Annotated in this window: 12 protein-coding genes; 4 read left to right on the top strand and 8 right to left on the bottom strand. The window is 61.3% G+C overall.

Annotation, left to right across the window (positions count from 1 at the left end; genetic code table 11):
- Positions 1-79: 79 nt before the first annotated feature.
- The 8 genes from V3C40_RS21680 to V3C40_RS21645 all read right to left on the bottom strand — a co-directional run bounded on the left by V3C40_RS21680 (position 80) and on the right by V3C40_RS21645 (position 9204).
- Positions 80-1033 carry a Tim44 domain-containing protein gene (locus V3C40_RS21680; RefSeq protein ID WP_072457756.1) on the bottom strand — a complete coding sequence of 318 codons (954 nt, stop codon included), beginning with the start codon at positions 1031-1033 and terminating at the stop codon, positions 80-82.
- A 31-nt stretch (positions 1034-1064) separates the two neighbouring features.
- Complete coding sequence (gene ubiE / locus V3C40_RS21675) at positions 1065-1799, bottom strand: bifunctional demethylmenaquinone methyltransferase/2-methoxy-6-polyprenyl-1,4-benzoquinol methylase UbiE (RefSeq protein WP_034778407.1); 735 nt, start codon at positions 1797-1799, stop codon at positions 1065-1067.
- 29 nt (positions 1800-1828) lie between these two features.
- Positions 1829-3070 (bottom strand): RNA polymerase sigma factor, encoded by a 1242-nt coding sequence (locus V3C40_RS21670; protein WP_331778486.1) that lies wholly within the window; start codon positions 3068-3070, stop codon positions 1829-1831.
- Between the two features lie 2 nt (positions 3071-3072).
- On the bottom strand, positions 3073-3417 hold the full coding sequence (locus V3C40_RS21665; protein WP_072457760.1) for a YciI family protein: 345 nt from the start codon (positions 3415-3417) through the stop codon (positions 3073-3075).
- Positions 3418-3514: 97 nt separating this feature from the next.
- On the bottom strand, positions 3515-3964 hold the full coding sequence (locus V3C40_RS21660; protein WP_072457762.1) for a gamma-butyrobetaine hydroxylase-like domain-containing protein: 450 nt from the start codon (positions 3962-3964) through the stop codon (positions 3515-3517).
- 9 nt (positions 3965-3973) lie between these two features.
- Positions 3974-4417, bottom strand: coding sequence for an HIT family protein (locus V3C40_RS21655; RefSeq protein ID WP_070305338.1), 444 nt, complete (start codon positions 4415-4417; stop codon positions 3974-3976).
- Positions 4414-8454 (bottom strand): DUF3683 domain-containing protein, encoded by a 4041-nt coding sequence (locus V3C40_RS21650; protein WP_331778485.1) that lies wholly within the window; start codon positions 8452-8454, stop codon positions 4414-4416. The genes V3C40_RS21655 and V3C40_RS21650 overlap by 4 nt, the downstream gene beginning before the upstream one ends.
- A gap of 258 nt (positions 8455-8712) precedes the next feature.
- A complete protein-coding gene (locus V3C40_RS21645) occupies positions 8713-9204 on the bottom strand; it encodes a YqaA family protein (protein ID WP_034753347.1) in 492 nt (163 codons plus the stop codon).
- A gap of 201 nt (positions 9205-9405) precedes the next feature.
- Between V3C40_RS21645 and ilvA the strand changes: the two genes are divergently transcribed.
- The 4 genes from ilvA (at position 9406) to hprK (ending at position 13683) form a co-directional block, all read left to right on the top strand.
- Positions 9406-10941 (top strand): threonine ammonia-lyase, biosynthetic, encoded by a 1536-nt coding sequence (ilvA, locus tag V3C40_RS21640; RefSeq protein ID WP_034753344.1) that lies wholly within the window; start codon positions 9406-9408, stop codon positions 10939-10941.
- 111 nt (positions 10942-11052) lie between these two features.
- On the top strand, positions 11053-11895 hold the full coding sequence (gene queF / locus V3C40_RS21635; protein ID WP_072457768.1) for an NADPH-dependent 7-cyano-7-deazaguanine reductase QueF: 843 nt from the start codon (positions 11053-11055) through the stop codon (positions 11893-11895).
- A 333-nt stretch (positions 11896-12228) separates the two neighbouring features.
- Positions 12229-12711, top strand: coding sequence for a PTS sugar transporter subunit IIA (locus V3C40_RS21630; RefSeq protein WP_034753339.1), 483 nt, complete (start codon positions 12229-12231; stop codon positions 12709-12711).
- Positions 12712-12747: 36 nt separating this feature from the next.
- Entirely contained in the window at positions 12748-13683 is a 936-nt protein-coding gene (gene hprK / locus V3C40_RS21625) for an HPr(Ser) kinase/phosphatase (protein ID WP_034753337.1), read from the top strand.
- Positions 13684-14117 lie beyond the last annotated feature (434 nt).

The following is a 14117-nucleotide window of genomic DNA, read 5'->3' as shown; positions in this document are numbered from 1 at the left end:
TACCAGTTCAGCAGGAAATATCTGTTAAGCATCATGCATTCCGCATGGACTTAAGCCATTATTCAGCAAGTTTTTACAATTAATTCAATTGCTGGATGCCTGCCAGGACCCAGCCGCTATTGCCGCTGACGGGTTTCGACATATTCCACACTTCCGCGAACGGTTCCGCTGCCGCGCCCGGCGCCGAACGGATCAGGCCCACAAACTTCACGCTGGCCAGGTAATCGTTGACGCTCGTCTCGATGCCCAGCAGCTCGGCATCGATGGTGACGACATCGGTAAAGTCTGCCTGCGTGCCCCGCTCCTGGATTTGCATGCGCAGTTCCGCATACACTTCCGGCGACGTGAATTCGCGGATATCGTTGACGTCGGCCTTGTCCCAGGCCGCTTGCAGGCGAATGAAATTGCTTTTCGCGTGGCGCAGGAAGGCTTCCTTGTCGAAGTCGCTTGGCACGCCCCATGGCGCGGCAGCCGGCACCGGGACCGGGTCCGGCTTATCCAGGCCGACGCCGGACGAGACGGGCTGCAGCGGCGGCAGCGGTGGAATGCGCGAACCGATGTCAGGCACGTTGCCCGCTGGCGCAGGCTGGTTGCCGAAGCCGGCGAATGGTGCATTGCCGCTGCTGTTGCCAGCACGCTTGCCGCGCACCATGCGATAGATGAAGAAGACCACGCCGGCCAGCAAAGCCACCATCAGCAAGGTGCTGATCATGCTGGCCAGGGCGCCGCCCAGGCCGAAGTGCGACAGCAGCGCGCCCAGACCCAGACCGAGCAAGGCGCCGCCCAGCAAGCCCTTCCAGCGGCTCGGTGCCTTGGCGGCAGGTGCTGGCGCAGGAGCCGGCGCAGGTTGCGCCTGGCGTGGCGTGGCAGCCGGTGCCGGCGCTGGGGCCGGCGCGGGCGCCTGGCGGCTCACGCTTTGCGACTGACGGCCTATCGAACGGCCACCGCCCATGGGACGGGCCAGCGCCTCGCCCAGCATGGATACCGTGGTCGCGGCCAGCATCATGCCGACCATAAATTTCTTCAATTTCATTCCATCTCCTAAAATCACCAACGTTGATGCATTACATCTTGATACCGGTGTGCAAAGCGGCAATGCCTGCCGTCAAATTGTAGTACTGCACGCGCTCCAGGCCCGCCGTTTCCATCATGGTCTTCAGGGTTTCCTGGTCCGGGTGCATGCGGATCGATTCTGCCAGGTAACGATAGCTTTCCGCGTCGCCGGCGATTTTCTGCCCGAACCACGGCAAGACCGAGAACGAATACAGGTCGTACGGCTTTTGCAGGGGAGCGGCCACCTTGGAAAACTCCAGCACCAGCAGCTTGCCGCCCGGTTTCAGCACGCGGCGCATTTCCGCCAGCGCCACATCCTTGTGCGTCATGTTGCGCAGGCCAAAGGCCACGCTGACACGGTCGAAATAATTATCGGGGAATGGCAGTTTTTCCGCGTCACACAACATGGTGGGGGTGAGCAAGCCGCGATTCAAGAGGCGGTCGCGGCCCACGCGCAACATCGATTCATTGATATCGGTCAGCCAGACTTCGCCGGTAGGGCCCGCCTGCTTGGCAAACGCCTTCGACAAGTCGCCCGTGCCGCCGGCGATGTCGAGCACCTTGAAACCGGGGCGCACGCCCGCATTGGCAATGGTGAACGTCTTCCACAGACGGTGCAGCCCGCCCGACATCAAGTCGTTCATCACGTCGTATTTGGCAGCGACGGAATGGAACACCTTGGCGACTTCGCGCACTTTGTCGTCTTCTGCAACTGTTTTGTATCCGAAATGGGTCGTATTGGTCATGGTAGGCAGTCTGTTTGAACTTGGGAGCATTATACAAGCGGCAGGCGCATTTCCCCGTGACGCCGGAGAAGGTATTGCCTTTCCACTGCATTCGACGCGAGCATTGCCGCCCGGGCATACGCCGCCAGCGCCCCCTGCCGGTCGCCCTGGCGGCGCAGCAAGTCGGCCCGGGCCGCATGCAGATAATGCGATAGCGTCAGGCTGGGCAAGGCTTCCAGGCGATCGAGCCACGCCAGCCCGTGTGCGGCGCCATGCGCCATCGCACAGGCGATCACGGCATTAAGCAAGATCAACGGTTCCGGCTTGTGGCGCAGCAAGGCGCCGTACAGGGCGCTGATCTGGCGCCAGTCCGTCTGGCTGGCCGTGGGCGCTTTGGCGTGCAAGGCGGCAATCGCCGCCTGCAGCTGATATGGCCCTGGCGCGCGCGCCGGCAAGGCCAGTTCCAGCACGGCCAGTCCCTCGGCAATCAAGCCCCCCTGCCACAGGCGCCGGTCCTGCTCTTCCAGGGTCAGCAGATAGCCTTCAGGCGATAGCCGGGCCGGGCCGCGCGAAGCCTGCAGCAGCATCAGGGCCAATAGCCCCTGCACTTCGGGCTGGCCCGGTTGCAGGCTGTCGAGCAAGCGTCCCAGGCGCAGCGCCTCGGCGCACAGGTCCGCGCGCAGCAGGGTGTCGCCGCCGCTGGCGCAATAGCCTTCGCTGAACACCAGGTAAATCACGTGCAGCACCTGCGCCAGCCGTGGCTGCAATTCTTGTTCCGGCGGCAACTCGAACGGGATACGCGCTTCGGAGATCTTGCGCTTGGCGCGCAACAGCCGCTGCGACAGGGCAGCTTCCGCCACGCCGAAGGCGTGCGCGATCTCGCCCGTGGACAGGCCACACAAGATGCGCAGGGCCAGCGCCACCTGCGCCTCGGGCGCCAACGCGGGATGGCAGCAGATGAACAGCAGGCGCAGGCGGTCGTCTTCGATGGGCGGCGCTTCCACCGCCACGGCCGCAGTCAGGCTGCCTAGCTGGGCCTCGGCATCGCTGACGCTCTTGCCCGCCCGGCGCACGTGATCGAGGCCCGCATTGCGCGCCACGGAACTGAGCCAGGCGGCGGGATTATCGGGGATGCCCGTGCGCGGCCACAGTTCCAGCGCCTTGCGGCACGCTTCCTGTAACACATCTTCCGCCAGGCCCAGGTCGCCGAAACGCCGCATCAGGCCGGCCAGCACCCTGCCCCTTTCCTGGCGAAAGACGTGCTCGACGGCCGCAATGGCGTCGCCGGCCATCGTCAAGCCGTCACGGGCCGCACTTCGATGGTGCCCAGGGAAGCGGCAGGGCAACGCCCGGCCCAGGCCAGCGCCTCGTCCAGGTTGGCGCAGGCTAGCAGATAGTAGCCGCCCAGCTGCTCCTTGGTTTCCGCGAACGGCCCATCCGTGATGACGGGCTTGCCATTGCGCACCCGCACGCTGGTGGCGCTGCCCACGGGCGCCAGTTCGGCGCCCCCGCGCAGCACGCCTGCCGCCTCCAGCGCCTGCGTATAGCTGGCAAAGTCGGCCATCAGGCTGGCCATCTGCCCGTCTTCCATGGATTCATAGCGCGCCTCGTCGGCGTAGATCAGGATCATGTATTCCATAGTCTCTTCTCCAAAAGAAAAATGCCCGCAAGCGCGGGCATTCATACGACGAATGGATATGCGGCAATCCGACAAGCTTACCGCATTATTTTTCAGTTTAATGCTTATGCCCGCAGCTAGGGCCGTGGACGTGGCCGGAAGATTGCTTGACCGTCATGTCCGCCTTGGCGTCGCGGCCGCTGTCGCCGGGATAGCCGGCTGCCGCCAGCTGGTCCAGATAGGCTTGCCACAGCCTGTCTTTTTCCGCGCCCAGCTTGTACAAGTATGCCCAGGTGTACAGGCCGGAATTGTGGCCATCGCTGAAGGTGGGCTGCACGGCGTAGTTGCCGACCGGCTCGATGCCCGTGATGCCCACCAGGCGCTTGCCTAATTGCAAAGTTTCCTGGCCCTTGCCATGGCCCTGCACTTCGGCCGACGGCGAGTACACGCGCAGGTATTCGAACGGCAGCGCAAATTCGCTGCCATCGTCGAAAGCCACGTCGAGCACGCGCGACTGGTTGTGCACGGTCAAGCCGGTCGGTTGCGGTGTTGCTGCTTTTTCAGTCATGACGATGCTTTATGCGGATAAACGTTGAATGATGGCGTCGCGCAAGGCCGGCAACAGGGCGCGGCGCGCGGCCAGCACCTCGGGTGCCGTCTCGCGCTGCACGACAGCCCAGCTGGGGTTCGGGAAATGCGCGTCGTCGCGGTAGCGGGGAATCACGTGCCAGTGCACGTGCGGCGTCATGTTGCCGAAACTGGCCACGTTGACCTTTTCCGGCTGCATCACTTCACGCACGGCCAGCTCGACTTGCCACACGACTTCCATGACGTAGTTGCGCTCGCCAGGCGTCAAATCCGTCATTTCCTTGACGTGCTTGTTCCAGATCACGCGGCAAAAGCCGGGATAGGCGGCGTCATCGACGGCCACGACGGACAGGCGCTCGCTGCGCCACAGCAAGGCTTCACAGCCCTGCTTGTTGGCAAAGCCGTCCAGCAATGTGCACAGATCGCAGGTCACACCAGCACCCGTTCAATGCCGCCGTCATTGGCGCGTTTCACGTAATCCGGCATCCAGTTCTCTCCCAGCAAGTGTTTGGCGATCTCGACGACGATGTAGTCGGCCGTCGTGCCCGAATCGTCATTGTAGCGCGACAGGCCTTGCAGGCACGATGGGCAGCTGGTGAGGATTTTCACGTCACCGGTGAAACCGTCGCCGCGCAGCTTGTCGGCGCCCTTGACCATCTCTTCTTCCTTGCGGAAACGCACTTGCGTGGAAATGTCAGGGCGCGTGACGGCCAGCGAACCCGATTCACCGCAGCAACGGTCATTCTTCTCGATCTTGACGTTATCTACCGTGCTGATCAGGGAATTGATGGTCTTGCCCGATTCCTGCAGCTTCATCGGATTGTGGCATGGCTCGTGGTACATATAACGGGTGCCGTTGACGCCTTCCAGCTTCACCTGTTTTTCCAGCAGATACTCATGGATATCCATGATACGGCAGCCAGGGAAAATCTTCTCGAACTGATACGTGGCCAGCTGGTCGTAACAAGTGCCGCACGACACGAGCACCGTCTTGATGTCCAGGTAATTGAGCGTGTTGGCCATGCGGTGGAACAGGACGCGGTTGTCCGTCATCATCTTCTCGGCCTTGTCGAACTCGCCCGCGCCCCGCTGCGGATAACCGCAGCACAGGTAGCCCGGCGGCAAGACCGTCTGCACGCCCACTTCCCACAGCATCGCTTGCGTGGCCAGGCCCACTTGCGAGAACAGGCGCTCCGAACCGCAACCGGGGAAGTAGAACACGGCTTCCGTATCGGCCGTCGTCGTCTTCGGATTGCGGATGATCGGGATGACCTTGTCGTCTTCGATGTCGAGCAGCGCGCGCGCCGATTTCTTCGGCAGGTTGCCCGGCATTTTCTTGTTGATGAAGTGGATCACCTGCGCCTTGACGGGCGGCTTGCCCGTCGATGGCGGCGGCGCCTTGGTTTGCTTCTTGGCAAACTTCTTCAGCAAGTCGTGGCCCAGGCGCTGCGCCTTGTAACCCCAGCCGATCATGACCTTGCGCGTGGCATTGATGGTCACGGGATCGGTGGCGTTGAGGAACATCATCGTGGCCTTGGTGCCCGGATTGAAGCTCTTCTTGTCCATCTTGCGCAGCAAGTTGCGCATGTTCATCGACACGTCGCCAAAGTCGATGTTGACCGGGCAAGGCGTCACGCATTTATGGCAGACCGTGCAATGATCGGCCACGTCCTCGAACTCTTCCCAATGCTTGATGGAAATACCGCGGCGCGTCTGCTCTTCGTACAGGAAGGCTTCGATCAGGGACGAGGTCGCCAGGATCTTGTCGCGTGGCGAGTACAGCAAATTGGCGCGCGGCACGTGGGTCGAGCACACGGGTTTGCACTTACCGCAACGCAAGCAATCCTTGACGCTGTCGGCGATGGCGCCGATATCGCTTTGCTGCATGATCAGCGACTCGTGGCCCATCAGGCCGAACGATGGCGTGTAGGCATTGCGCAAGTCGGCGCCCATGCCCGGCAGATTCAGCAGTTTGCCCTTGTTGAAGCGGCCTTCCGGATCGATGCGCTGCTTGTAGCTGCGGAAGTCGCCGATTTCTTCTTCCGTCAAAAATTCCAGCTTGGTAATGCCGATACCGTGCTCGCCGGAAATGACGCCATTGAGCGAGCGGGCCAAAATCATGATGCGGCCCACGGCTTCGTGGGCGTCTTGCAGCATTTCGTAATTGTCCGAGTTGACGGGCAAGTTCGTGTGCACGTTGCCGTCACCCGCATGCATGTGCAGCGCGACGAACACGCGGCTACGCAAGATGCGCGCGTGAATCGCCGTCGCCTCGTCGAGGATTAGCTTGAAGGCGGCGCCGTTGAAGATCTGGCGCAGCTGGGCGCGGATTTCCTGCTTCCACGTGATGCGCACCGTGCGGTCCTGCACCACGTCGAACAGGGTGGCGTTCGGCTGCGTTTCCAGGCGTGCTTCGAACACGGGCAGCAAGCGCTCCATGCCCAGTTCGGCCAATTCAGCCTTCGCGTCGACCAGCGGACGGTCGAGCTGGGCCAGCAGATAAGTCCAGCGTGCCGTGACTTGCGCCAGCAACTGCTGCGCCTGCTCGGCGCGGTCGCCCAGCATTTCAGCATCATCGACGCGGTCGTCGGACGCATCGTCGCTCTTGCCGATTGGCAAGTTACCCTTGGCAAAGAACGCGCTCAGGGCGTCGGCCAGTTGCAGCTTGTTCTTGATCGACAGCTCGATATTGATGCGCTCGATGCCATCCGTGTATTCGCCCATGCGGTTCAGGGGAATCACGACGTCTTCATTGATCTTGAACGCATTGGTGTGCTTGGCGATCGCCGCCGTGCGGGCACGATCTAACCAGAATTTCTTGCGCGCTTCCGGGCTGACGGCAACAAAACCTTCGCCCACGCGGGTGTTGGCGATGCGCACCACTTCCGACGCCGCTTGCGCGACGGCGTTTTCATCGTCGCCGACGATGTCGCCAAACAGGGCCATCTTCGGCAACACGCCCCGCTTCGACTTGGTGGCGTAGCCGACGGCGCGCAGGTAGCGCTCGTCCAGATGCTCCAGGCCCGCCAGGCGGATGCTCGTGTATTGCTCGCCCTTGGCCGGCAAGCCGTCCAGGTAATCCTTGATTTCCACGATCGACGGGATCGCATCGCGCGCCTGGCCAAAGAATTCCAGGCAGACGGTGCGGGCGAATTTCGGCATCTTGTGCAAAATCCAGCGCGCCGACGTGATCAGGCCGTCGCAACCCTCTTTCTGGATGCCCGGCAAGCCGGCGAGGAATTTATCGGTGACGTCCTTGCCCAGCCCCTCCTTGCGGAACTTGCGGCCAGGAATTTCCAAAATTTCCGTCTTGAACGGCGCGTTCGGTTTTGTCGCGTCGCGCGTGCTCGGGTGGCGCCATTCCAGCTGGAAACGTGCCAGTGCGATATCGTGGATCTTGCCCAGGTTATGGTCGAGGCGGGTGACGTCGAGCCAGTCGCCGTTCGGATCGACCATGCGCCACGAGGCCAGGTTGTCCAGCGCCGTGCCCCACAGCACGGCTTTCTTGCCGCCCGCATTCATGGCGACGTTGCCGCCGATGCAAGAGGCGTGCGCCGAGGTCGGATCGACGGCGAACACGAAACCGGCCTTTTCCGCCGCTTCCGACACTTTGTTCGTGATCACGCCCGCGCCCGAATTGATCGTCGCGTATTCGTGGCTCAATCCCGGCAAGACCGTCATTTCCACGGCGCCCAGGGTGATGAGTTTTTCCGTGTTGATGACGGCCGACATCGGCGTCAGCGGAATCGCGCCGCCCGTGTAGCCGGTGCCGCCGCCACGCGGGATGATGGTCAGCCCCAGCTCGATACAGCCTTTGACGAGGCCGGCCATTTCCTCTTCCGTGTCGGGTGTGAGCACGACGAACGGATATTCCACGCGCCAGTCGGTGGCGTCCGTCACGTGCGACACGCGCGTCATGCCGTCGAAGCGCACATTGTGTTTTTCCGTGTAGCGGCCCAGCACCTTGACCGTGCGCTTGCGCAAGTCGTAGGTCTTGCGGAATTCGTCGCCAAAGTCGGCCACTGCCTTGCTGGCCGCCTTCAGCAGCAACTCCACATTGGCGCTGCGCGCCTTGGCCACTTCCGGCGCTTCGCCAGCCGCCAGCGCGTCGCCGCCGGCCGCATCGATGGACAGGCGGCGCTTGTCGACTTCGGCCAGGCGGTGATGCAAGGCATCGATCAAGCCCTGGCGGCGCTTCGGATTGTCGAGCAAGTCATCCTGCAGGTAGGGATTGCGGCGCACGACCCAGATATCGCCCAGCACCTCGTACAGCATGCGGGCGGAACGGCCCGTCTGGCGGGCGCCGCGCAGCTCGTCGAGCAGGCGCCAGGAGTCCTCCCCCAACAGGCGTATGACGATCTCGCGATCGGAAAACGACGTGTAGTTATACGGGATTTCGCGCAGGCGGCTTGCTGCGGGACCATTCGGCGTTTCTGCCAGTAAAGCTTGGATTTGTGCGGGAGCGTTCATGGAGTGTGGTGACGATATAGACTGGACCCTAAAGGGCCATTTTATCTTATTGCGCCGCACCATGCGGGAACAGCCTTATGCCGCCCAAGGTTTAAGCACCTCATCCGCCCCCATAGCAAATATGGAAAAGCCTTCTTTTACGCGAATAAAAAACCAGTTTCCATGATTTTTTGACGCAAAAATGCCAAGAATCGGACTCTATTGCAAACTATCGACCTGCCCAAAAATGGGGCAAACTGGCGTTGCAGGCAGTCCCATTCAGGCCAGCATCTGGCCGATCCGGTGCCATACGCCATCGGGCACGTACAGCAGCAAGCCCGTCATGGTCAGGTAGCGCGCGCACTTGCCGACGGCCATGTAGGCCACGCTGGGCCAGAACGGCAGCTTGAGCCAGCCAGCCAAAGTGCACAGCGGGTCGCCCACGAGCGGCAGCCAGGCCAGCAGCATGGTCTTGGCGCCATAGCGGGCCAGCCAGCGGAACCAGCGCGTGTCGCGCTCCTTGGCAAACGCCTGCTTGGCCCGGTAGCCGAGCCAGTAGTCGACGATACCGCCCAGGGTATTGCCCAGGGTGGCCACGCCGATGGCGGCCCAGAACAGCGCGGGATTGGCCTTGATGACGGCAAACACGGCCGGCTCCGAGCCGAGCGGCAGCAAGGTGGCGGAAATAAAGCTGATCAGAAAGACCGATGTCAGCCCGACTTCCGGTGCTGCGATCAGCTGCAGCAGCCAGGCGATTGCGGATTCGATCATGGAACACTTCGCGATGCAGTAAGGCTCTCCATTATAATGAAGAGCAGCCTGGGCGCCGCACACATCGCGCCGGCCGGCAAAGGCATACCCGCCCGCAGTTCCACAGAGCATTATTGTCGCCAGGCTATCCGCCGCGGCGCCGCCGCTATCGACAGACACGCTCCAGACCCTTTCTGGCCCAGAATCACTTGCTTGCAGACTATGAACATCGACTACCTCAAGAAAATCCTGACCGCCCGCGTCTATGACGTCGCCACCGAAACGCCGCTGGAACTGGCCCCTGCCCTGTCGCAGCGCCTGAACAACCAGATTTACTTCAAGCGCGAAGACATGCAAAGCGTGTTCAGCTTCAAGATTCGTGGCGCCTACAACAAGATGTCCAAGCTCAGCGAAGCGGAACGCAAGCGCGGCGTGATTTGCGCCTCGGCCGGCAACCATGCCCAGGGCGTGGCCCTGTCCGCCGCGCGCATGGGTTGCCGTGCCGTCATCGTCATGCCGACCACCACGCCGCTGGTAAAGGTCGAGGCGGTCAAAGGACGCGGCGGCGTGAACGTGGAAGTGGTGCTGCACGGCGAGTCCTACACGGATGCCTACAACCATGCGCTGACCCTGGAAAAGGAACAGAAGCTGACCTTCGTGCACCCGTTCGACGATCCGGACGTGATCGCCGGCCAGGGCACGATCGGCATGGAAATCCTGCGCCAGCACGCCGGCCCCATCCACGCCATCTTCGCGCCCATCGGCGGCGGCGGCTTGATCGCCGGCATTGCCGCCTACGTGAAACAGATTCGCCCCGACATCAAGATCATCGGCGTGCAAAGCGTCGATTCGAACGCCATGGCCCGCTCGCTCAAGGCCGGCGAACGCGTCACCCTGAACGACGTGGGCCTGTTTGCCGACGGCACGGCCGTGCGCCTGGCTGGCGAGGAAACCTTCCGTCTCGTGCAGGCGTATGTCGATGAAATCATCACGGTCGACACGGACGCCATCTGCGCCGCCATCAAGGATGTGTTTACGGATACGCGCAGCATTCTGGAGCCGTCCGGCGCGCTGGCCATCGCCGGCGCCAAAGCCTATGTGGAACGGGCCAGCCTGACCAAGCACCCCGTCAACAATGAAACCCTGGTCACCATCGCCAGCGGTGCGAACATGAATTTCGACCGGCTGCGTTTCGTCGCGGAACGGGCTGAACTGGGCGAATTCCGCGAAGCCGTGTTTGCCGTCACCATGCGCGAACAGCGGGGCAGCTTCAAGCGTTTCTGCTCGCTCATCGGCGCGCGCAACGTGACGGAATTCAATTACCGCATCAGCGATGAAAAAGCCGCGCACGTATTCGTCGGCATCCAAATTGCCGACCGGCATGAGTCGAGCGTGCTGGCGAAAACCTTCGAGGAACACGAATTCAAGACCCTGGACTTGACCCACGACGAACTGGCCAAGTCGCACATCCGCCATTTGGTGGGCGGCAAGAGCCGACTGGCCCAGGACGAGTTGCTGTACCGCTTCGAATTCCCCGAGCGCCCCGGTGCGCTGATGCGTTTCCTCGACAGCATGGCGCCGAACTGGAATATTTCCCTGTGCCATTACCGCAGCCAGGGCGGCGACGTGGGCCGCATCCTGATCGGCCTGCAAGTGCCGCCCGATGAAATGGGCGAGTTTGCCCGCTTCCTCGATACCCTCGGGTACCGCTATTGGGATGAGAGCAGCAATCCTGTGTATAAATTATTTTTGGGGTAATCACCCCAATTGCAAATGCTGGGGTCCGACCCGTCGGGTCTGACCCCTGTCCTTGCCGTTGGGCTGAAATAGGCTACCATGCGTCCTTGACTGAATTCACGCCACACGACCATGACCACCACCAACGATCTCGCCGAACAATCTCCCCTGGGCAAAAGCTCCGCCTACCGCACCGATTACGCGCCGGAATTGCTGTTTCCGATTCCGCGCCAGGGCAAGCGCGACGAGCTGGAACTGCGCGGCACTCTGCCCTTCTTCGGCCTCGATATCTGGAATGCGTATGAACTGTCGTGGCTGAACCAGCGCGGCAAGCCGCAGGTGGCCATCGCCAAGGTCAGCGCGCCGGCCGATTCGCCGAACATCATCGAGTCGAAATCGTTCAAGCTGTACCTGAACTCGTTCAACCAGACCAAGCTGGACAACCCCGAAGCGCTGCTGGCCCTGCTCAAGCAGGATTTGTCGAACGGCTTCGGCGCGCCCGTGCAAGTGGAACTGACCTTGCAGGAAGATTTCGGCAAGCTGAAAATGGGCGAATTCGACGGCGTACTGCTCGACCGCCTCGACCTGGAAATCACGCAATACACGCCTTCGCCGCTGCTGCTGAAAGCCGCCCTGAATGAAGCGCCCGTGGAAGAAAAACTCGTCTCGCATTTGCTCAAATCAAATTGCCTGGTGACGGGTCAGCCAGACTGGGGCAGCGTGCAGATCGAATATGCGGGGCCGCAGATCGACCAGGAAAGCCTGTTGCGCTACCTGATCGGCTTCCGCGAGCACAATGAATTCCACGAGCAATGCGTGGAGCGCATCTTTGTCGATATCTTGCGTCAGTGCAAGCCGCAAAAACTGTCCGTGTATGCGCGCTATACGCGCCGCGGCGGCCTCGATATCAATCCATGGCGCAGCAATTTCAGCACGGGTACGATGCCGGGCAATCTGCGCAATGCGCGCCAGTAACACCAGACACCACCACGCAACCATGCCAGCAGGAATGTTGGCTGTGTTTTAAAACAACGTTGCAGTAGTGCCGCAGAGCATGTCACAGACGCTGAAAAATCGGAAAATCGGCATTCGGCGGCGGAAAAACCGGCGCGCGCCGTGTTTTTAATCAAGAAATAGCCGATACACGCCGATGTTATTTTTTTGCTAAAATGATGGCCACGTGGGCTGTAGCGCCCACTGCGCCCGCAGCGGGCGTATACTGTTGAGAATTGGCGTTACAGGCCGCCGAAACAGGCCTATAATTCGGCTCGCAAGCCCTCTGCGCATTGCACCATTTCATTGAGTGTCATGACTAATCTTAGCAAAATATTATCCCTCGAAAACGTCCTGCTGGACCTGGAAGTCTCCAGTAAAAAGCGCGCCTTCGAGCAAGCCGGCCTGATCTTCGAAAACAATTACGGCATCGCCCGCTCTACCGTTTCGGACAATCTGTTTGCCCGTGAACGCCTGGGCTCGACGGGTCTGGGCCATGGCGTGGCCGTGCCGCATGGCAGAGTCAAGGGCAGTAAAACCTTGAAATCGCCGCTGGGCGCCTTCGTGCGCCTGGCCGAGCCGATTCCCTTCGAATCGCCCGATGGCAAGCCCGTCAATCTGCTGTTTTTCCTGCTGATTCCTGATCATGTCACTCAGCAACATCTGGAAATCCTGTCGGAAATCGCCGAAATGTTTTCCGACGATGCCTTCCGTACGGCGCTGGCCACGGATCCGGAACCGAAATCCGTGCATTCGCGCATCGTCAATTGGCAACCCAGTCTGCAAGCGGCGGGTTAAACTTCAGGTATTCCTCCACTCCTGAAGAAGACTGCCATGTTGCAAACGCCGCTGACGATACAACGCCTGTACGACGATAATCGTGAAAGTCTGCAACTGGGCTGGTTCGCCGGCTTCCCCGGCGGCGAGCGCCTGATCTCGGGCGACGTCTCGTCGGCCGCCGACCAGGTCGGCCACTTGAACCTGATCCATCCGGGCCGCATCCAGGTCTTCGGCCACCAGGAAATCAATTACTACCAGCGCCTGAAGGTCAATACGCGTACCCACGTGATCGGCGAGCTGATCGCCGGCGGCCCGCCCGCGCTGATCATCGCGCAAGGGCTGGAAACGCCGCCCGACATCCTCGCCATTTGCGACGAGCAAAACATTCCCCTGTTCTCCACCCCGTTGCCGGCCGCGCAAGTGATCGACTTCCTGCGCGTCTACCTGTCCAAAAAACTGGCGCAGCGCATCATCATGCATGGCGTGTTCATGGACGTGCTGGGCGTGGGCGTGCTGATCACCGGCGATTCGGGCCTGGGCAAGAGCGAGCTGGGGCTGGAACTGATTTCGCGCAGCCACGGCCTGGTGGCAGACGACGCCGTCGAATTCTCGCGCATCGCGCCGAACATGATCGAAGGGCGCTGCCCGCCCCTGCTGCAAAACCTGCTGGAAGTACGGGGCCTGGGCTTACTCGACATCAAGGCCATCTTTGGCGAAACGGCCGTGCGCCGCAAGATGCGCTTGAAACTGATCGTGCATCTCGTGCGCCGCAACGCGCTGGAAGAAGAAGTCGAGCGCCTGCCCTTCCTGTTCCCCACGGAAGACGTGCTGGGCCTGCCCGTGCGCAAGGTCGTCATCCCCGTCGCCGCCGGCCGCAACATCGCCGTGCTGCTGGAAGCGGCCGTACGCAATACCATTTTGCAACTGCGCGGCATCGATACCTTGCAGGAGTTCATGGAACGGCAACGACTCGCCATGAGTGGCGATTAATGTTGCCAAGGAGTTCGCCCTTGCAAGGGCGAACCGTTACGCAGGCACGCAGCAGTGCTGCGTGAATCCCCTGCTGCACCAACGACTCGCCATGAGTGGCGATTAATGTTGCCAAGGAGTTCGCCCTTGCAAGGGCGAACCGTTACGCAGGCACGCAGCAGTGCTGCGTGAATTCCCTGCTGCACCAACGACTCGCCATGAGTGGCGATTAATGTTGCCAAGGAGTTCGCCCTTGCAAGGGCGAACCGTTACACAGGCACGCAGCAGTGCTGCGTGAATTCCCTGCTGCACCAACGACTCGCCATGAGTGGCGATTAGCAACGTAGGTCGGATTAGCGGGGCCGCCGAGGCGGGGCAAGGCCCCGCGTAATCCGACAACATGATTGACGTATGCAGCAAAGAAATACCACAGTCTAAATTGCAATAATTTGTAA

Origin of the sequence: Janthinobacterium sp. LS2A (assembly GCF_036543145.1) — a bacterium.
GTDB classification, from domain to species: Bacteria; Pseudomonadota; Gammaproteobacteria; order Burkholderiales; family Burkholderiaceae_D; genus Janthinobacterium; species Janthinobacterium aestuarii.
Note: the sequence above shows the minus strand (reverse complement) of the source record. Positions and strands in the feature narration are given on the sequence as shown.